The 18,674-nt window shown below is 73.3% G+C and carries 19 protein-coding genes; 8 read left to right on the top strand and 11 right to left on the bottom strand.

Features of this window, described 5'->3' with window-relative positions; genetic code table 11:
- A complete protein-coding gene (locus tag ACFWZ5_RS15215) occupies positions 1–2,556 on the bottom strand; it encodes a protein kinase (protein ID WP_384797498.1) in 2,556 nt (851 codons plus the stop codon).
- A gap of 160 nt (positions 2,557–2,716) precedes the next feature.
- Positions 2,717–3,190 carry a DUF3574 domain-containing protein gene (locus tag ACFWZ5_RS15210; protein ID WP_384797492.1) on the bottom strand — a complete coding sequence of 158 codons (474 nt, stop codon included), beginning with the start codon at positions 3,188–3,190 and terminating at the stop codon, positions 2,717–2,719.
- A gap of 191 nt (positions 3,191–3,381) precedes the next feature.
- Between ACFWZ5_RS15210 and ACFWZ5_RS15205 the strand changes: the two genes are divergently transcribed.
- Positions 3,382–4,419, top strand: coding sequence for a phosphatidylinositol-specific phospholipase C domain-containing protein (locus ACFWZ5_RS15205; protein WP_384797538.1), 1,038 nt, complete (start codon positions 3,382–3,384; stop codon positions 4,417–4,419).
- Between the two features lie 62 nt (positions 4,420–4,481).
- On the opposite strand, the gene ACFWZ5_RS15200 is transcribed toward ACFWZ5_RS15205, so the two are convergent.
- The gene (locus ACFWZ5_RS15200; RefSeq protein WP_384797489.1) at positions 4,482–5,447 is read right to left on the bottom strand and encodes an endonuclease/exonuclease/phosphatase family protein; all 966 of its coding nucleotides are present in this window, start codon (positions 5,445–5,447) and stop codon (positions 4,482–4,484) included.
- Between the two features lie 158 nt (positions 5,448–5,605).
- Here ACFWZ5_RS15200 and ACFWZ5_RS15195 point away from each other — a divergent pair, with 158 nt between their 5' ends.
- The 4 genes from ACFWZ5_RS15195 to ACFWZ5_RS15180 all read left to right on the top strand — a co-directional run bounded on the left by ACFWZ5_RS15195 (position 5,606) and on the right by ACFWZ5_RS15180 (position 9,562).
- Positions 5,606–6,967 carry an amidohydrolase gene (locus ACFWZ5_RS15195; protein WP_384797486.1) on the top strand — a complete coding sequence of 454 codons (1,362 nt, stop codon included), beginning with the start codon at positions 5,606–5,608 and terminating at the stop codon, positions 6,965–6,967.
- 118 nt (positions 6,968–7,085) lie between these two features.
- Positions 7,086–8,309 carry a cytochrome P450 gene (locus ACFWZ5_RS15190; RefSeq protein WP_384797483.1) on the top strand — a complete coding sequence of 408 codons (1,224 nt, stop codon included), beginning with the start codon at positions 7,086–7,088 and terminating at the stop codon, positions 8,307–8,309.
- A 148-nt stretch (positions 8,310–8,457) separates the two neighbouring features.
- On the top strand, positions 8,458–9,150 hold the full coding sequence (locus tag ACFWZ5_RS15185) for a DUF899 domain-containing protein (protein WP_384797480.1): 693 nt from the start codon (positions 8,458–8,460) through the stop codon (positions 9,148–9,150).
- A gap of 205 nt (positions 9,151–9,355) precedes the next feature.
- Positions 9,356–9,562 (top strand): hypothetical protein, encoded by a 207-nt coding sequence (locus ACFWZ5_RS15180; protein ID WP_384797477.1) that lies wholly within the window; start codon positions 9,356–9,358, stop codon positions 9,560–9,562.
- A 180-nt stretch (positions 9,563–9,742) separates the two neighbouring features.
- Here the strand turns inward: ACFWZ5_RS15180 and ACFWZ5_RS15175 are convergent, their stop codons facing one another.
- The 5 genes from ACFWZ5_RS15175 to ACFWZ5_RS15155 form a co-directional block, all read right to left on the bottom strand.
- Complete coding sequence (locus tag ACFWZ5_RS15175; RefSeq protein ID WP_384797474.1) at positions 9,743–10,597, bottom strand: siderophore-interacting protein; 855 nt, start codon at positions 10,595–10,597, stop codon at positions 9,743–9,745.
- Positions 10,597–11,634, bottom strand: coding sequence for an ABC transporter substrate-binding protein (locus tag ACFWZ5_RS15170; protein WP_384797471.1), 1,038 nt, complete (start codon positions 11,632–11,634; stop codon positions 10,597–10,599). Before ACFWZ5_RS15170 ends, ACFWZ5_RS15175 begins: the two co-directional genes overlap by 1 nt.
- A gap of 227 nt (positions 11,635–11,861) precedes the next feature.
- Positions 11,862–12,314: a hypothetical protein gene (locus tag ACFWZ5_RS15165; RefSeq protein ID WP_384797468.1), complete on the bottom strand. Its 453-nt coding sequence runs from the start codon at positions 12,312–12,314 to the stop codon at positions 11,862–11,864.
- Between the two features lie 63 nt (positions 12,315–12,377).
- Complete coding sequence (locus ACFWZ5_RS15160; RefSeq protein ID WP_384797466.1) at positions 12,378–12,518, bottom strand: hypothetical protein; 141 nt, start codon at positions 12,516–12,518, stop codon at positions 12,378–12,380.
- Positions 12,519–12,566: 48 nt separating this feature from the next.
- Positions 12,567–13,031 carry an ATP-binding protein gene (locus ACFWZ5_RS15155; protein ID WP_384797463.1) on the bottom strand — a complete coding sequence of 155 codons (465 nt, stop codon included), beginning with the start codon at positions 13,029–13,031 and terminating at the stop codon, positions 12,567–12,569.
- A gap of 269 nt (positions 13,032–13,300) precedes the next feature.
- Between ACFWZ5_RS15155 and ACFWZ5_RS15150 the strand changes: the two genes are divergently transcribed.
- Positions 13,301–14,161 (top strand): helix-turn-helix domain-containing protein, encoded by an 861-nt coding sequence (locus ACFWZ5_RS15150; protein ID WP_384797460.1) that lies wholly within the window; start codon positions 13,301–13,303, stop codon positions 14,159–14,161.
- 102 nt (positions 14,162–14,263) lie between these two features.
- Entirely contained in the window at positions 14,264–14,479 is a 216-nt protein-coding gene (locus ACFWZ5_RS15145) for a DUF397 domain-containing protein (protein WP_384797535.1), read from the top strand.
- A gap of 370 nt (positions 14,480–14,849) precedes the next feature.
- Here the strand turns inward: ACFWZ5_RS15145 and ACFWZ5_RS15140 are convergent, their stop codons facing one another.
- The 3 genes from ACFWZ5_RS15140 to ACFWZ5_RS15130 all read right to left on the bottom strand — a co-directional run bounded on the left by ACFWZ5_RS15140 (position 14,850) and on the right by ACFWZ5_RS15130 (position 17,955).
- The gene (locus ACFWZ5_RS15140) at positions 14,850–16,334 is read right to left on the bottom strand and encodes a glutamate synthase subunit beta (protein WP_384890758.1); all 1,485 of its coding nucleotides are present in this window, start codon (positions 16,332–16,334) and stop codon (positions 14,850–14,852) included.
- Positions 16,335–16,508: 174 nt separating this feature from the next.
- On the bottom strand, positions 16,509–16,988 hold the full coding sequence (locus ACFWZ5_RS15135; protein WP_384800049.1) for a DUF1772 domain-containing protein: 480 nt from the start codon (positions 16,986–16,988) through the stop codon (positions 16,509–16,511).
- Between the two features lie 286 nt (positions 16,989–17,274).
- The gene (locus ACFWZ5_RS15130; RefSeq protein ID WP_384800046.1) at positions 17,275–17,955 is read right to left on the bottom strand and encodes a DUF2293 domain-containing protein; all 681 of its coding nucleotides are present in this window, start codon (positions 17,953–17,955) and stop codon (positions 17,275–17,277) included.
- A 76-nt stretch (positions 17,956–18,031) separates the two neighbouring features.
- Here ACFWZ5_RS15130 and ACFWZ5_RS15125 point away from each other — a divergent pair, with 76 nt between their 5' ends.
- Positions 18,032–18,664, top strand: a complete 633-nt coding sequence (locus ACFWZ5_RS15125) for a uridine kinase (RefSeq protein ID WP_384800043.1) — start codon at positions 18,032–18,034, stop codon at positions 18,662–18,664.
- Positions 18,665–18,674: the final 10 nt, after the last annotated feature.

Raw genomic sequence — 18,674 nt, 5'->3', positions numbered from 1 at the left:
TCAGGCCGTGTCCGGCAGCGGGTGGAAGCCCGTGACGGGCGGGTCCGACGCCTCCGGGGTCGCACGCAGGGCGGCCAGGAAGTCGGCCGGCTCCTGATAGCGGTGCGCCGGGTCGCGGGCCAGACAGGTGCGCAGCACGTCACGCAGTTCGGGGGACACGTCGAGCGCGCTGACGTCGATGTCCTCGTGGATGATCGAGTACATCACCCGCACCATGTCGCCGTCCTCGTGCGGGCGGCGGCCCGTGGCGCACTCGTACAGGATGATGCCCAGGGCGTAGAGGTCGGAGCGGATGTCCGCCTCCGCGCCGCTCACGTGCTCCGGGGCCATGTACAGGGGCGTGCCGATGACGACGCCGGTCACCGTCAGCTGCGCGGCGGCCGACTCCAGGGCGCGTGCCACGCCGAGGTCGACGATCACGGCGCCGCGGGTGGGGTGGACGATGACGTTGGACGGCTTCAGGTCGATGCGGGACAGGCCCATCGCGTGCAGGTAGGAGAGGGCCTCGCCCAGGTCGGCGGCCAGGGAGGCGAGGGCGCGCGGGGGCGGCAGGCGGTGCTCCTCCAGGAGCGCGGAGAGCGAAGGGCCCTCGATCAGCTCCATGACCAGGGCGGGCTCCGGGTCCTCCACGACCGCGATGCCGCGCGTGATGTTGGGGTGCCGCACGCGCAGGCCGATCTGCGCCTCGCGGGCGAAGCGGGCCCGCATGCCGGGGTCCTGCGCGGTGCCGCGGTGCAGCAGCTTGACCGCGATCTCCTCGCCCGTCCGCAGATCGCGGCCGCGGTAGACCGCGCCCATGCCGCCCTGGCCGATGAGCTGGCGCAGTTCGTAGCGGTCGGCGAGCAGCAGCACCGGTGGCTCCGGTTCCGCCAGCGGTGGCGCCGCCGGCGCGCCGGTGGACGTGACCGGCGGGCTCAGGGTGTCCTCCCAGACGCTGCGCGCGGGCGGCGCGGGCAGGCCCAGGTCGGCGCGTTCGTTCTCGCTGTGCCGGGCGAAGCCCGCGAGGCGGCGCGCGTAGCCGTCGGTGAGCTTGTAGTACGTGATGGCGGTGTCGGCGGGATTGCCGTACACCGTCGCGTCCGGCCGGTCACCCTCGCTGACGACCTCCACCACGCCGCTGTGCGCCAGATGACGCAGCAGCCGCTCCGCGGTCGGGCTGTCCATCCGCAGGAGCGGGTCGAGCTGGCCGTCGCCCGTGATGTCCTCGGCGGTGAAGACCCGGCCGCGGCTGCGCAGCGTCCAGTCCACCAGGTGGTAGCCGCCGAGCCGCCACCGGTCGACGTCGATCGGCACGGTCGCGAGACCGCTCGTCGTGTTCGCGGACACCGCCTCCGTGACGACCGCCTCCAAGTGGCTGTAGAACAGCACCCGCTGCCAGTCGTCGCCCGCGACGCGCAGCGTCGGCCGGCCCGAAGGGTCCCAGCCGACCAGCGAGTTGAACTCCTGGAGCAGCCTGCGCGGCACCCCGCGCGACTTGAACTGGAGGTAGGTGATGAGCGCCGTGAGCGCCATCGCCTCGCCCTGTGAGGACTGCCCGTCCCAGGTGCGGGTGAGCAGCCGCTGCGCCGACGGCATCGGCAGCGGGCCGAGCCCCAGCTCCGCGCGCCCGAGCGTGGACAGGCCCGTCACAAGGCGTTCCGGCGCCGCCCACAGGCACGGCACGTACATCCGCCACGCGAACACGCTCTCGTACAGGCCGCCGCCCCGGTCCGCGTCCTTGAGCACCTGGTCGTGCAGGTCGGGCCCGGCGACGACGACGAAGTGGGCGCCGCGCGCGGTCAGCACGTTCTTGAGGGTGCCGAGCAGCCGCTCCAGGTCGGCGATGGCGTCCGCGGAGTTGTCGGTGAGCTTGTCGACCTCGTCGAGCACGATCACCGGATGGATGCGCAGGCGCGGCTTGCGGCGCCCGAGCCGCCGCCTGCGCCGGGGCGGGCGGCAGCTCTCCGCGTCGCCGAGCAGCTGGATGATGCGGACGAGGTCGTGCTCGACGTCGGTCTCCGAGTACGCGAGGAAGGAGGCCTCCGTCGCGCGGGTGCTCATCTTCTTGCCGGTCATGTTGAGCGTGGGCGCGAGCGACGCGAGCGGGCCGCCCTTCTGGCCGCCGAGGCCGAGCGTGGCGCCGTGCTCGCTGCCCTCGGAGTGGGTCTGCGTGAACGACAGGGACGTCCGCGTGTACGCGAGCAGCAGCGCCTCGCGGACCTCCGCGGGCAGGCGCGCGAACAGGCCCCGGTCCTCCAGGGTTTCGAAGATCCGCCGTACGACGGCGAAGAGCAGCTGGTCCGGCTCCATCCGCCGCGCCACGTTCAGATGCACGGTGAGCAGCGCCTCGGCGCGCCGCTGCTCACCGGCCGCCCGCGCGAGCGCCCGCAGGACGAGCGTCGACTTGCCGACCCCGCGGAAGCCGGTGACGAGGAAGGTCCCGCCGTGCGAGTACGTGAGTCGCTCCCGGAGCGCGTCGACGAGCTCCTCGTGCCCGAGCACGGGTATCGCGACGTCGCCCACGGGCAGCGGCTCATGGATGTACCGGAAGTCCCGGTGCAGCGGCACGTGCAGCATGGCGGTCCCCCCTTCGCCACGGGCAGCAACAGCCTAGAGCCGCAAGGGGCGTATTGGGCCCGCCCGTGGTGAAGGGGATTGCGGACGGCGCCCGTCACGCGGTTCTGCGCGGAGCGTGGGCGGCGCGGAGCGTGGGCGGCGCCGAGCGTGGGCGGCGCGCTCAGAAGTCCACGCGGGCCCGGTCGTCGAGCCGTCCCACCGAGTCCTGCGCGAACTTCTTCTCGTAGTCGGAGCGGATCTCCTCGATGACCTTGTCGCGCCGCTTCGCCTCGGCCGTCGGGTACAGCAGGATCAGCTCGTAGGAGCGCTCGCGCTCGATCTTCCCGTTGCTGTCCTTCCACTGGCCCCGGCCCTTCTGCACGGTCAGGCCGTCGGGGAAGCCGGGGGTCACCTCGTCGTCGATGAACTTCATGAACTGCTTGTCCGTCACGTCGGGGCCGCCGTCGGGGCGTTCGGTGCCGAAGAAGAGGCGGGTCTCGACGAAGGGCTTGCCGCGGGGCGGCGCCGACGCGGTGGCGGCCGCCGGCTTGTCGGTGTCGAGGGCCGCGTACGCCGTGGGCGCGCCGATCGCGAGGACGGCGGCGGTCGCCGCGAGCGCGAGGCGCGGTCCGGTGAGGGTGAGCGTGAGGGCCATGGGGCGCTGCCTTTCGGGTGCCTGATCGTCAACGGGCGTAAACGGTAGACGACCTGCGGGCCCGCCGAGGGGAGGGCGCACGGGGCTGTCCTTAAGTCGCCGTCTTCCGGTCGGTCACTCCCGTCCCGTACGTTTCCTTGCGTCTTTCCGTGAACACGACAGCACACGAGAACAAGGGCAGAGGGGGCGCCGTGCGCGCAGGGACGGTTCGGAGATTCGGGGCGGCGATCGCGGTGGGCGCCTTCCTGTGCGCGGTGCAAGGGGCACCGGCGACCGCCGCCGACGACCCCTCGTACGCCGCCACCACCGGCGTCGGCGTCCACAACGCGTACGAGAAGACCGCGTACCCGTACTTCGCCGACGCGCTCGACTCCGGCGCCGCGATGCTGGAACTCGACGTGTGGACCAATGTGTTCGGCGGCGGCTGGCGCGTCTCGCACAGCAACCCGGTCGGCAACGACAACAACTGCGAGAACGCGCAGCGGCCCGACGAGCTGCGGACGAAGGCGCGCAACCAGCGCCTCGACGGGTGCCTCGCCGACATGAAGGCCTGGCACGACGCCCACCCGGGGCACCGGCCCGTGCTCCTGAAGATCGAGCTGAAGGACGGCTTCCAGGCGCGGAACGGGCGCGGGCCCGCCGAGCTCGACGCGCTCCTGCGCAGCAAGCTCGGCGACGCCCTGTACCGCCCCGGCCAGCTGGCCTCCGGCGGTGCCACCCTCGACGACGCCGTCCGCGCCGGCGGCTGGCCCGGACGGTCCGCGCTCGCCGGGAAGTTCGTCGTCGAGCTCATCCCCGGCACCGTCGAGCAGAACAACCCGGTCGACACCCTGTGGACCGACCGCGAGTACGCGACCCACCTGCGGGACCTGGCCGCCGCGGGCCGGATCCAGGACGCGGGCGCCTTCCCCGCCGTGCTCGGCGCCGCGTCCGGCGACCCGCGCACCCGGTACGCGGACGCCTCGATCCGGCCCTGGTTCGTGCTGTTCGACGGGGACGCGTCGGTGTACGCGGGCGGGTCCGTCGACACCAAGTGGTACGCCGACCGGGGCTATCTGGTGGTGATGACGGACGCCCACAAGGTGCCGCCCGCCATCGACGGCACGCGCCCGACGGAGGCACAGGCCCGCGACCGCGTCGCGCTCCTCGCGGGCCGCCACGCCAGCGTCGTGTCGGCGGACTGGTATCCGCTGCCGCAGGTCCTCTCGACCGTGCTGCCGCGCGGCTGAACGGACGCGGCAGGAATCGCGGCAGCGGTGGTGGCAGGAGCCGCGGCAAGGGACGACGGCCGTCAGAACCCGAACCGCACCCACACCGGCGCGTGGTCCGAGCCCGCCGCGCCCTGCCGCCCGGTCGGGTCCAGGCCCACCGACGGCAGGTCGAGCGCGCCCGAGTCGTCCGGACGCCCCGTGCCCGCCGTGCCGTTGGAGGTGACACGGCGCAGCAGGCGGTGGCTCAGGAGCACGTGGTCGATGAGCTCGCGGCGGCCGGAGGTGACGCGCGAGAAGCGGCGCTCGGCGGGGATCAGCGGCGCCACGTTCCACAGCCGCGCCGCGTCCCCCTTGTCCGGCGTGGCGTGCCCGGGCGTGCCGAGCTCGGAGCCGGGCGGGCCGAGCAGGAGCTGGGTCGTCGCGGCCGCCACCTCGTCGTTGAGGTCGCCGAGCACCGCCACCTCGCGGACGCGGCCGTCGCCCGCGAGGAGGTCGTCGGCGAGCGCCCGCAGCGTCGCCGCCTCCGCCGTGCGGCGGTAGAGCGCGTACGCGCCGACGCGGGCCCGCTCGCCCTCGTCCCGGGGCTGGAACCGGCCGCCGGGGTAGCTGAGCAGCTTCGACTTGAGATGGCACACGGCCGCGTCGACGACGAGGGCGCGGCTGGAGACGCGGACGGCGAACAGGCCGCGGCCCGTCGTGGCGATCTGCCGCCCCGCGTCGTCGCTCTGCACGGGACGCAGATTCGGCGGGAACGCCTCCACGTCGGCGATCACCTCCGGTTCGAGGCGGCTCAGGAAGCCGACCCGGATGCCCCGGTCGTCCGCGTGCCGCGACACCGCCGTGTGCCAGGTGCCGTCGAGCAGCCCCGCCAGGTCGTCGAGGGCCGCGGGATCGCCGACCTCCTGCACGCCGAGCAGGCTCGGGTCGAGTGCGGTGATCGTCGCCGCGAGCGCGGACAGCTTCGCCTCGTACGCGGCCTTGTCCTTCGGGCCGAAGGGGCCGCCGGGACGGTAGAGGTTCTCCAGGTTCCAGGTGCCGAGGAGCACGACGGGCTCCCTCCGGGATCGGGCGGCGGGCCGTTCACGCCGGGCGGTGCGCCGGGCGGCCAGTTCACGCCAGACGGTCAGTTCACGCCAGCGTGCCCGCGGAACTCGCGCGGCGGCAGGGTGCGCGCACGGATCCGTACGCCACGTACCGTGAACGCATGACCGCGCCTGCCGCACCCGGCCCCGCCGACCTCGTCATCGACGGCTGCACGGCCCTCGTCCACGACCCGGCGGAGCGCGTCGGCTTCGCCGAGGACGCCGCGATCGTCGTACGCGACGGAGTGATCGCCGACGTCACCACCACGGCCGCGGCCCGGGGCGTCGACGCCGTCGAGCGGGTCGACGCCCGCGGCCAGGCGGCGCTGCCCGGCCTGATCAACTGCCATACGCACGCGCCGATGGTGGCGCTGCGCGGGGTCGCCGAGGACCTGCCGGTGGAGGAGTGGTTCAACGACCGCATCTGGCCGATCGAGTCCAACCTCGGCGAGCGCGACGTGGAGCTCGGCGCGCGGCTCGCCTGCGCCGAGCTGATCCGCGGCGGCGTCACGACCTTCGCCGACCACTACTTCGCCATGGACACCGTCGCGGACGTCGTCGCGGAGACCGGCCTGCGCGCGCTGCTCGGCCAGGCGTACTTCTCCTCGCAGGGACCCGAGGGCCGCGCGGCGTCCCTCGACTTCGCGCTGCGCCGCCGGGGCGCGGCCGACGGGCGCGTCACCACCTGCCTGGCCCCGCACGCCCCGTACACCGTCGAGGACGCCGACCTCGCCGCGACCGCCGAACTCGCCCGCGAACACGGCCTCCTCGTCCATCTGCACGCGGCCGAGAGCCGCGCCCAGACCGAGCACAGCATCGCCCGGCACGGTGCCACTCCCATCGAGATCCTGCACCGCACGGGCCTGCTCGACGTCGACGTCCTCATCGCCCACGGCACCGGCATCGTCGACCGCGACGCCGAAGTGCTGCGCGCCGCCACCGGACGCGTCGCCGTCGCCAGCGCGCCGCGCGGCTACCTGAAGTTCGCCTGGGACCCCACGCCCGTGCGGCTGCTCGCCGACCTCGGCATCCCCGTCGGCCTCGCCACGGACGGCGCCGCGTCCAACAACTCCCTCGACGTGTGGGAGTCCATGGCGCTCACCGCGCTCGTGCAGAAGTCCACGACCGGCGACCCGCGCTGGCTGACCTCCCGTCAGGCCCTGCACCACGCCACGCTGCAGAGCGCGCGGGCCGTCGGCCTCGGCGACCGCGTCGGCTCCCTCGCGCCGGGCCGCCGCGCCGACATCATCCTCGTCGACCTCACCGGCCCGCACACCCAGCCCGTGCACGACCTCGCCGCCACCCTCGTCCACAGCGCGCGCAGCGGCGACGTCCGCACGACGATCGTCGACGGGAAGGTCCTGATGCGGGACCGGGAACTGCTCACGGTGGATGTCGCGGCGGTGGTGGGGGAGTTGGGGGAGCGGCTGCCCGCGCTCGTCGAGCGGGGGCACGGCAGGCGGATCCAGGAGTACGACGCCTGATCCGACGTCCGATCCGACGTCCGACCCGACGTCCGACCCGAGGCCTGATCCGAGTACTGATCCGAGGCCTGAAGGGTCGCCCACGAGTGGCGGGGTGGCACTCCTTAGGGTGAGACCCATGGCGACACCCCCGGCATCCGCGACTCCCTCGGCATCCGCGACTCCCGAACCGCTCGACGGACTTCTCGACGACCCCTACGCCACGTACGCGCTGCTGCGCGAGAGCGCGCCGGTGCGGCGCGTCACCGGCACCGACGGCAACGCCGCCTGGCTCGTCACCCGCTACGCCGACGTCCGCGAGGCCCTCGCCGACCCCCGCCTGTCCCTGGACAAGTCGCACGCCCTGCCCGGGAACTACCGGGGCTTCGCGCTGCCGCCCGCCCTGGACGCCAACCTCCTGAACATGGACCCGCCGGACCACACCCGCATCCGGCGCCTGGTCGTCAAGGCGTTCACGCCGGGCCGGATGGAGCGCCTGCGCGAGCCCGTCCGCCGTGCCGCCGACGAACTCCTCGACGCCATCGCCGCCGACGGCCGCGCCGACCTCGTCGCCGCGTATGCCGCCCCGCTCCCGATCACCGTGATCTGCGACCTGCTCGGCGTGCCCGCGGAGCTCCGGCGGGACCTGCGGACCTGGACCGACGCGCTCGTCGCACCCGACCCGACCCGGCCCCACCTCGCCAAGGAAGCCGTCGGCGGACTGCTCGGCTACTTCACCTCGCTGATCGCCGAGAAGCGCAAGGCGCCCGGGGACGACCTGCTGTCCGACCTCATCGCGGCGCGGGACGAGGGCGACGGCGGGCGGCTCAGCGAGGACGAGCTGATGTCACTCGCCTTCCTGATCCTCTTCGCCGGGTACGAGAACGTGGTGCAGCTCATCGGCAACGCCGTCCTCGGCCTGCTTCGCCACCCCGACCAGCTCGCCGCGGTGCGCGCGGACCCGAGCCTGCTGCCCGGCACCGTCGAGGAGTTCATGCGCCACGAGGGCCCGGTGCTCCTCGCCATCCGGCGCTTCCCGCTCGAGGACGTCACCATCGCGGGCGTCCGCGTGCCCAAGGGGGAGACCGTGCTGCTCTCCCTCGGCTCCGCGGGCCGCGACCCCGAGCGCTTCGCCGACCCCGACCGCCTCGACATCACGCGCGACGCGAGCGGCCACCTCGCGCTCGGCCACGGCATCCACTACTGCTTGGGCGCCCCCCTCGCCCGCCTGGAGATGACGGTCGCCCTCGGCGCGCTCATCGAACGCTTCCCGAACCTCGCGCTCGCCGTGCCCGAGGACGAGCTGCGCCGACGCCCCTCCATGCGGGCGCGTGGCCTGCTGGAACTTCCGGTCGTGTGCTGACGTACGGACGCATCCGACGCGTTCGGCACCGGCGCAGGCGGCGGGCGCCGAGAAATTTCCGGAAATCCCGTCCGCGACCGATGAGTTCCGCCGACGCCCCCGGTCCACCCTGTCGGAGAACCGCGGACCGGATCCGGAGGAATGCGCCATGGGACTTCCGCACATCGTCACGCGCGCGGAGTGGCAGGCCGCGCGAGCGGAGCTGCTCGCCAAGGAGAAGGCCGCGACGCGCGCACGGGACGCGTTGAACGCCGAGCGGCGCGGGCTCCCGATGGTCGAGATCGACACGGAGTACGTGTTCGACGGCGCGGACGGCAAGGCCACGCTGCTCGACCTGTTCGCCGGGCGCGGCCAGCTCATCGTCTACCACTTCATGTTCGCGCCCGAGTGGGACGCCGGCTGCCGCAGTTGCTCGGGCTTCCTCGACCAGATCGGGCACCTCGCCCATCTGCGGGCCCGCGGCACGACGTTCGTCGCGGTGTCGCGCGCGCCGTTCACGCGCATCCTGCCGTTCAAGGCCCGCATGGGCTGGGTCGTGCCCTGGTACGCGGCGTGCGGGCCCGAGTTCAACCGCGACTTCGACGCCTCGTACGTCGACGAGCGGGGCCGCCTCCACGACCGGCCGGGCCTCAGCTGCTTCCTGCGGGACGGCGACCGCGTCTTCCACACGTACTCGACGTTCGACCGCGGACTCGACGGCCTCGGCTCGACCACCAGCCTCCTCGACCTCACCGCGCTCGGCCGCCAGGAGGAGTGGGAGGAGCCGAAGGGCCGTGCCTCCGCGCTCGGCGCGCCCGCGGGCAGCGAGAAGGTGCGCTACCACGACGAGTACGACGACTGAGCGGGACCGCGCGGCCGGCGGGGCGGTGGGGCGGTGGGAACCGTTCCGTCCCGGATGCGCGTGCGGTGCCTCAACTCCGTGTCATTTAGGTCACGTTGCGAGTCCTTCGGGGTGCTTCGCGCGTTCTCCTCAGTGCAGAGTCTGCGTGCGGAGGCCTCCGGGTCTCCGCACCTGGCACCGAGCCGCACACACGGGGGACGAGGACATGATGAACGGACGAGTGGTGCTCGAGCGCTTTCCCGCGGGCGGGCCGCGTGGATCGTGGCCCGCGGAGGAGTTCGCGCGGGACCGGCGCCGCGAGGGGCAGCGCGCGGAGGTCGTGATGGACCTGGCGACCGACGCCTTCCTGGTGATCGTGCGCGGACAGGACGCGGACGAGTGCCGGGGCGCGGGCGAGCGCGCCGCCGCGTGAGGGGGCGCCGCCGGGCCGAGGGGCATGTTCCCTTGACCTGGCGCTGACGGGTTGACCTGGCGCTGACGGACCGCGGGCGGCCCCGGGCCGGGGGTGGGTTCTCCTCGGCTCGGGGCCGCTTCTTATGGGGCCGGTTCTTATGGGGTCGGTTCTTTGGGGGCGGTTCTTACGGGGCCGGGGTCAGTCGTCCTCGGTCCGGGGATCGCCCTCCTCGCTGAGCCACTGTTCGACCGTCTTGCCGAGCCGCCAGTAGCCGGTGGCGTGCACCGCCTCGCGCGGCAGGCCGCGCTCCTGCCGCAGATACCGGCGCAGCGCCCGCACCACGGCCGCCTCGCCCGCGACCCACGCGTGCACCGCGCCCGCGGGCCAGGGCAGTTCGCGGACCGCGCGCTCCAGGGGAGTGGGCGTGGTCCACGGGCCCGTGCCGCGGTGCAGCCAGTGCACGGTCACGTGGGCGCCCCGGGCGATCGTCAGATGTTGCTCCTCGGCCGCGTCCACGACCTCGATGAACACCTCGGCGCGGGCCGTCGCGGGCAGCCGTTCCAGGATCGAGGCGATCGCGGGCAGCGCGGTCTCGTCGCCCGCGATGACATGGGTGTCCGCCGCGTCCGACGGCATCCCGCCGACCGCGGGACCCGCGATGCCGAGCAGGTCGCCCGGCCGGGCGTCGCGCGCCCACTCGGCGGCGTGCCCGCCGTTGTGGATCACGAAGTCCAGGTCGAGCTCCAGGAGCTCCGGGTCGAAGGAGCGCACCGTGTAGTTCCGGGCGTGCGGGATGACGGCGCCGTCCGGGTAGCGCATGCCGTCGGGGCCGAACTCGGGCAGCGCGGGCACGAGCAGGCCCCGCGGCGGGAAGAACAGCTTGACGCGCTCGTCGGCGTCCCGCCCGGCCGCGAACCCGCGCAGCCGCTGCCCGCCCAGGGTCAGCCGCAGCATCCGCGGCGTCACCGGGGAACTCCTGAGCACCGGGACGAGATACGTGGCGTGCCGCGTGGGCGCCGCCGCTTCCGGAGTTGCCGCTTCCGGAGTTGCCATCAGGTCACCTTCTTCGCGTTCTCCAGGGCCTGCGCGAACCGCTCGATGAGCGGCGCGTAGCCCGCGTAGCTGAACTGGGCCTCGTTGTTCCACGGCACGACCTGGCCCGCCTTGACCGCGGGCAGCGTGCCCCAGGTGGGCTTGGACCGCGCGACCTCGTCGAGCGGCATGTTGTTGGACCGCCGGTCGGCGAAGATCACGTCGGCCGCGTACGCGTCGACGTTCTCCCAGCTGACGGGCGACCAGAAGCCGGGCTTGCCGGGCTTGCGCGGCTTCACGAACTCGACGCCGAGCTCCGCGAAGTACCGGGTGTCGGGGAAGGCGCCGGGCGCGCCCACGGACAGGGCCGCGGGCTGCGTGGCGACGGCAACGACCCGGATGCCCTTCTTGGCGTGCGCCGCCCTGCGCAGCCGTTCGGCGGCGCGCTCGAAGCGGGACTTGGCGGACACCACGCGGTCCGCGCCGAGGTCGGCGCCGAGCGCGGCGGCCAGTTCGCCGTACCGCTGGATCGTGCGGACGAGCGAGACGTGCGCGGTCCTGATGCCGACGCTCGGCGCGAGCCGGTAGATCTTGTCGGCGCTGTCGTCGGGCACCTGCCACAGCAGGCCCGGCTGGTTCATGTTGCTGACGAGCAGGTCGGGACGGAGCGCGGCGTACTTCTCGATGTTGAAGTCCCCGAACGACGCGCCGCCGACGGTCGTCAGCTTCTTCACGTCGAGCGCGCCCGCCTGCGGGGTCGGCCGGCCGTCGCGGTACGTGGCGGGCCCGAACACGCCGACGCACTCCACGCCGAAGTCGTGCAGGGCGGCGGCGGACGCGACGTACGCGACGATCCGCTTCGGCGTGGCGCGGGCCTTCGCGGTCCTGCCGCGGTCGTCCTCGAACCGCCACGCACCGCCGGATCCTCCGGCGGCCTCGCCGTCCCCGTCGTCGTCGCCACCGCCGCACGCGGCGAGCGCGGCGGCCAGGGCGGCGGCACCGCCCGCGGTGAGCAGGCTACGTCTGGTGGGGGATGCGGGTGGACGGAAGACGGCCATCTGTACCTCATCAGTGCGTCTCGGCATCACAAGCGGCCCAACTCCCGTACGCAGAGCCGGACCCTGATATTCTTACACGTAAAGAAAGGGTGCCCTAAGTGATGCCGGTAACAGGGGGGTGGGTATGTGGCCGGGCGTGCGGACCGGTTGCGCGGAGCCGGGCGTGCGGCCGGGCATGCGAAAAGGGCGCCGCACGGTCAACGTGCGACGCCCAGGGTGAGCCGTCGTCAGGCGTGCACCGCCCGGCCCGTCCGGCACAGGGCCAGGTACGCCGAGTACAGGGGGAGGGGCGGTGTATAGGGGACGTCCCCTTCGAGGTCGGCGGGACAGTGCACCAGGGCGGGCTCGCGCGTCGCGTCCGGCAGCACCGCCCCCCGCGAGTAGAGCGTCGGCGGGGGCCAGTCGAGGGCCACGTCGGACTCGGCGGGCACGATCCACCACCAGCGGGGCCCGTCCTCGTACACGCACCCCACCCGGGGCAGCCGCTCCAGGAGCCGCGGACCGAACTCCGCGGGCAGCGCGACCGCGTCGCAGCCGAGCGGCTGCCGCATTCCGGCGGGGACGGCGAGCCGTGCCACTGGCTGCACACTCACGACCCGCCGTCCGACCGCCCGCTCCCGCTCTCGCGAGAGCCGTACCAAGGTGTCAAGGCCGAACGGTCGCACTGTCCCCGAGCTCACATGTCCCCCGACCGCATCACTGTCGCACTCGCATCCCCGTACCGCCGGCCTCGCGGCCGGCCGTCACGCCGTGTGGTTCACGTCGCCGGCGGGGCCCCTGTCGGAGCCGCCGGCGACGTCCTTGCCGAACTCGATCGAGCTGAAGTCGATCGAGCTGAACTCGATCGGGCCGACCTCGCTCCGGCTCCGGTCGAGGCCGCTCAAGCTCTGGTCGATGGCGCGCCGGTCGACGCTCCAGTCCTGGTCGACGCCCTAACCCTGGTCGACCTCGCCCCAGCTCCGGTCGACCTCGCTCCAGCCGAAGTCGCCCGCCGTGGCGGCGGGCGACCTGGGCAGCTCCGCCCACACCGAAAGGCCGGATCCGGAATCCTGGACACCCCATGCCGTGCTCACGGCACTCACGAGAAGCAACCCCCTCCCATGCTCCTCGTCAGGCCCACGCAGGCCGGTCGGGCGCGGAACCCCCGATCCGCACCCCTCGTCGCGTATCGCTATCCGCACGGTGTCGGCTTCCGTGCGGATCTCGCAGACGACGGTCCGGCTTGCGGTGTGCACGATGGCGTTGGTGACCAGCTCCGATACGACGAGCGCCGCCGTGTCGCAGGCGTCGTCGCCGACCGCGAGGGAACTGAGCCGGTCCCGTGTCAGCCGCCGGGCGCGCGCGACGGAAGCGGGCTGCGCGGCCAGGGTGAAGGTGACACAGGGCTCGCCATCCACTGCCCGCTGCCCGGCGCTCGCGCCAAGTCGGGGTCGGGTGGCCTCAGTTCCTAACGATGCGGGCGGAGTCACGCTCTCCACTATCGCCCCGGCGCGAACACCTTGGCAAGGGCCACTCTGAAAAGTGCACAGTGACGTGTTCCTTTGAGACGGCGCATGGCACACTTCTGGCAACGCCTCACCATGCGGCGTGAGTTCGCGTGACGTGCGGTGACGCGGCGTGGCGCAAGGCTTAGCAGAGAGTGACGCGTAGTGGGTGGAGGTAGGACGTGAGCGAACCGCGGTCGGCGCCGACCGTCGGGCAGGTCGTTCTCGGTCGTCGCCTGCAGGACCTGCGCGAACGGGCAGGTCTCAAACGTGACGAGGCCGCGCGCGTCCTGCGCGTGGCCCCCGCGACGGTGCGCCGCATGGAGACGGCGGAGGTCGCGCTCAAGATCCCCTACCTCCAGCTGCTCCTGAAGGCGTACGGCGTCCCGGAGGACGAGGCCGAGGCCTTCGTCGTGCTCGCCGAGGAGGCGAACAAGCCGGGCTGGTGGCAGCGGTTCCACGACATCCTGCCGGGCTGGTTCAGCATGTACGTGAGCCTGGAGGGCGCCGCCAGCCTCATCCGCTCGTACGAACCGCACTTCGTGCCCGGCCTGCTCCAGACCGAGGACTACGCGCGTGGCGTGCTGCTCTCCGGGGCCATCGGCCAGACCCGGCCCGAGGACATCGAGCGCTATGTCGCGCTGCGCATGGAGCGCCAGACACTGCTCACCCGCGAGGACGCGCCGCGCCTGTGGGTCGTGATGGACGAGACCGCCCTGCGCCGCCCCGTCGGCGGCCCCGACGTGATGCGCGCCCAGCTCGACCGGCTGCTCGAAGCGATCGAGCTGCCGCATGTGACGCTGCAGGTCGCGCCGTTCGCGGCGGGCCCGCACCCGGGCACGTTCGGACCGTTCGTGCTCTTCCGCTTCGCGATGGCGGAGCTGCCGGACATGGTCTACAGCGAGTACCTGACCGGCGCCGTCTACCTGGACGCGCGCACCGAGGTGGCGACGCATCTGGAGGTCATGGACCGCATGGCGGCCCAGGCCGCGACCGCACAACGCACGAAGGAAATCCTCCGGGATGTCCGCAAGGAGCTGTGAATGGACCGCGATCGACACCGTGCGGGCACGGGCCCCGCGTCCCGGCCCGACACCCGCGCCGATTCCCGGCCCCCGGGGACCGCGTCCCGGGTCTACAACGGCATGCCCGCCCGTGACCTCGGCACCGAGGGCTGGCACAAGCCGTGGAGCGGCGGCAACGGCGGCAACTGCCTGGAGGCGATGAAGCTGGCCGACGGCCGCGTCGCGGTCCGCCAGTCCTCCGACCCGGACGGCCCCGCGCTCATCTACACGGACGGCGAGATCAGGGCGTTCATACAGGGCGCGAAGGCGGGCGAAGCCGACTTCCTGCTGTCGTGACGGTCTCCGTGTACTGACGGTCTACGCGTGGTGATGTCGAGGTGATGTCCTACGCGTCGTGACGCCCTCCCTGACGTCGTGACGTCCGGTAGTTGGCCGATTCTGTACGTCGATGAGCGGGTGGGGGAGTGTCGTGACCGCGTGGGCGTCCGGCGCTTGTTCGAGAGGGCCGGTTCTTCGGGGGGGGCCGGTTCTTCTTCGGGGGGGCCGCTTCTTCGAGGGGGCCGGTTCTTCGGGGGGCGTGGCGGGGCCTGGTGGTTCCCGTAATCCCGGGTGAGGTGCCGGGTGCCGGGTGCCGAGCGGTGAGCGGCGAGTGGGTGCTGAGCGGTCGGGCGTCCAGCGGTGCGGGCGCCGGGGTTGAGGTGGCTCCTCACGCCGTGAGCGGGCGGTCCCCCGGAGTCACCGGCGACGGCAGCCGCGTCGAGCCCGTCAGGAAGCGGTCCACCGCCGCCGCCACCGAGCGGCCCTCCGCGATCGCCCACACCACCAGGGACTGACCCCGCCCCGCGTCCCCGGCGACGAACACCCCCGGCACGCCCGTGGCGAACCCGGCATCCCGGACCACCGTCCCGTCCGCCCCGACGGACACCCCCAACTCCCGCACCACACCCCCCGCCTCCGGCCCCTGGAACCCCAGCGCGAGCAGCACCAGGTCGGCCCGCAGCACCCGCTCCCCGCCCGGCACGGCCCGCCGCCGCGCGTCGACCCCGGCGAGATGGACGGCCCGCACCCGCCCCTCCGCGTCCCCGGTGAACCGCAGCGTCGCCGCCGCGAACACCCGCGCGTCCACGTCCGGCTCCTGCCCGAACCGCAGCTCCCCGGCCTCCTCGTGCGCGGGCGACACCCGGTACAGACGGGGGTACGTCGGCCACGGCTCCACCCCTTCGTCCCGCTCCGCACCCGGCAGCGGCCGGATGTCGACCTGCGTCACCGACGCGGCGCCCTCCCGCACCGCCGTGCCCAGGCAGTCCGCTCCGGTGTCCCCACCGCCCACGATCACCACGTGCCTCCCGGCCGCCGACAGCGGCGAGACGTCCAGATCCCCCTCGCAGACGCGGTTGGCGAGCGGCAGATACTCCATCGCCTGCCGCACACCGGCCAACTCCCGGCCCGGAACCGGAAGCTCCCGCCACGCGGTGGCCCCCACGGCGAGCACGAGCGCGTCATGGCGGGCCCGCAGCGCCCCCACCCCGACGTCCCGCCCCGCGTCCGTCGACGTACGGAACTTCGTGCCCTCGCCCCGCAACTGCGCCAGCCGCCGCTCCAGCTGCGCCTTCTCCATCTTGAACGCGGGAATCCCGTACCGCAGCAGCCCGCCCGGACGGTCGTCCCGCTCGTACACGACGACCGTGTGCCCGGCGCGCGTCAACTGCTGTGCCGCCGCGAGGCCCGCGGGACCCGAGCCGATGACGCCCACGGACTTCCCGCTCAGCCGCTCCGGCGGCCGCGGCGGCGCGAGTCCGTCCGCCCAGACGCGGTCGGCGATGGCCGCCTCGACGTTCTTGATGGTCACCGCGGGCTGGTTGATCGCGAGAACGCAACCCGCCTCGCACGGCGCGGGGCACAGGCGTCCGGTGAACTCGGGGAAGTTGTTCGTCGCGTGCAGCCGCTCGGCCGCCGCGTGCCAGTCGGCGCGCGAGACGAGCTCGTTCCACTCCGGGATCAGATTCCCCAGCGGGCACGCCTCGTGACAGAACGGGACGCCGCAGTCCATGCACCGGTCCGCCTGCCGCTCGACGAGGGGCAGCAGCGCCCCCGGAACGTACACCTCGTCCCAGTCCTTGACCCGCTCACCGACGGCCCGCCGCGGCCACTCCTCGCGCGGCGCCCTGAGGAACCCCTTGGGGTCGGCCATGGCCGTCTCCCTGCGCGCGACGTGTCTTCCGGCCCTCCTGTCACCGTACGTCGCGCGGGCGGGGGCGGCATGCGCTGGCCTTCCCGCGGGCCTTCTGCCAGGGCTTCTGTCAGGTCCTGCTGCCAGGGCCTTCTGTCAGGGCCTTCTGTCAGGGCCTACTGGCAGGGCCTGCTGTCAGGTCAGGGCCAGGATGAAGGCGAGCGTCGACGCGATGGCCGCCCCGGAGCGTATGTGGTTCCACATCGTCCACTCGCTGACGTACCTGCGCCAGTACTCCGCGCCCTGCTCCGACTGCGCGTCCACCTGCGCCAGCGCGTCATTGCGCGGGATGTTCGCAGCGACGGTCACTCCGAAGCAGCCGACGAGATACAGCGCGCTGCCGAGCAGCAGCTCCACCGTGCCTTCGTCGGGCCACACCACGAACGTCACCACGGCGAGCACCGCGGAGACCCCCGTCGCGCCCATGAACACGGCCATGAACGCCCGCGTGACCGCCGCGACATTGATCGCCTGCATCGCGGCGACGCCCTGCGCCGCGGGCAGCGCGGCGAGGCCCTTCATCACGAAGGTGGAGAAGGCGATGAACACCCCCGCGACCAGGCCGCAGGTCAGGACGCCGAGGACGGCGAGCACGAAATAGGGTCCCTCGATCATGACAACTCCCTAGTGGGTCGGGCCGCTGGCGATCCGCTCCCCCGAAGGGGCAGGCCCGGGGCGTCCAGCACACCGAGCGGCACTCCGCCCGGTGTGGTGTGTCTACGACAAGTCAATCCCGAGGCACGGGTCCCTGACCATGCGTGCGCCTCGCGGGGGCATGCGGGGGACTCTCGCCAGGAGTGAGCGTCTCGCTGAGGGTGGGGGCGGTGCTGGGTACCCGGCCTCGACGGAGTCGGATGGACCCCGGACTCGGCTCCGGCGCAGTCGAGTAGGCGTGCCGCGCTCATCCGTCGTCCGGCGCACGCCATCCCCGCAACGTCCCCTCCACCGCCCCCGCGATCAGGCGCCGGGCCTCGCCCCGCGGCACCCCGCGCATCAGCAGCCCGTCGTACTCCGTGTCCCCGTGCCGCACCGCCGCGATCACCGCCGCCGTCACCGCATCCGGCGAGAGCGCCCGTCCCGCGGTGCTGCGCCCCACGCGCCCGCTGCCCCGCAGGGACGCGTGCGCGGCGATCCGCCGGGCGCGCTCCGCCGGGCACCGGGGAAAGAGCCGCAGGATCTCCGCCGTGAACATCGCCGCGAACCGCTCGTCCTGCGCCGCCCGCCGCGCCGCGTCCCGCGCCCGCCGCCGCGCCCGCGCCTCCGCGTCCGCCAGGCACAGCTCCTCGGCCCGCGCGAGCGCCGCCTCCTCCACCAGCACGCCCTGGCGTTCGTACCGGCTCTTGCGCCGGTTGAGGCGGACCACCACCGCGGACAGCGCGCTGCCCTCCCGCGACCGCCTGGTCAGCGCGGTGTCGCCACGGGGCAGATAGACGAGGTGGCCGAGGTCCGCGCAGTCCAGACAGCGCGGCCCGCCGTCCTCGGGCACCAGTAGGGACAGCGGCCCGGCCCGGCACTCCGCGCAGCGCTTGCGCTTCAGCGGCTTGACGACCACAAGTGCGGTGCGGTCGGGGAGAGTTGTCATGGCCGGTTGATTCCCCGCACGGCCGTACCCCGTACGCGGACCGCGTGCCGAATCCTCCGGGCGGCATCATGGGCCCGTGCGACTCGAAGCGATCACCTGGGAACGGCTCACGGACACCCTCGCCGACCGCCTCCTCGACCTGAAGCCGGCGGACGGCGGCCCATGGCCACGCGTCGCCTTCGACGGCGCCCCCGCGGCCGAGCCCGGCCGCCTCGCGGCGCGGGTCGGAGAGGCGCTGCGGCTGCGCGGGCGGCCCTCGCTCGTCGTCGGCACCGAGGGGTTCCTCAGGCCCGCTTCGCTCCGCTTCGAGTACGGCCACGAGGACGTCGAGGCCTACTACAGCGGCTGGTTCGACACCGGCGCCCTGTGGCGTGAGGTCTTCGGGCCGTTGGAGGCGGGCGGCACCGGCCGGGTCCTGCCCGACCTGTGGGACCCGGAATCCGACCGCGCCACGCGCAGCCCCTACGTTCAACTCCCGCCCGGCGGGATGCTGTTGCTCCATGGTCCACTTCTCCTCGGTCATTGGTTCCCCTTCGATCTGACGGTGCACACACGGCTTTCCCCCGGCGCCCTGCGGCGGCGCACGCCACCGGGCGAACAGTGGACGCTCCCCGCCTTCGACCGGTACGAGACGGAGACCGACCCCGCGGCCACGGCCGACGTGGTCGTACGGGCCGACGACCCCCGCCATCCGGCGTGGAGCGGTTGACGGCCCCGCC

Origin of the sequence: Streptomyces sp. NPDC059003, assembly GCF_042740445.1 — a bacterium.
GTDB lineage: Bacteria > Actinomycetota > Actinomycetes > Streptomycetales > Streptomycetaceae > Streptomyces.
This window is presented reverse-complemented; position numbering and strand designations above follow the sequence as displayed.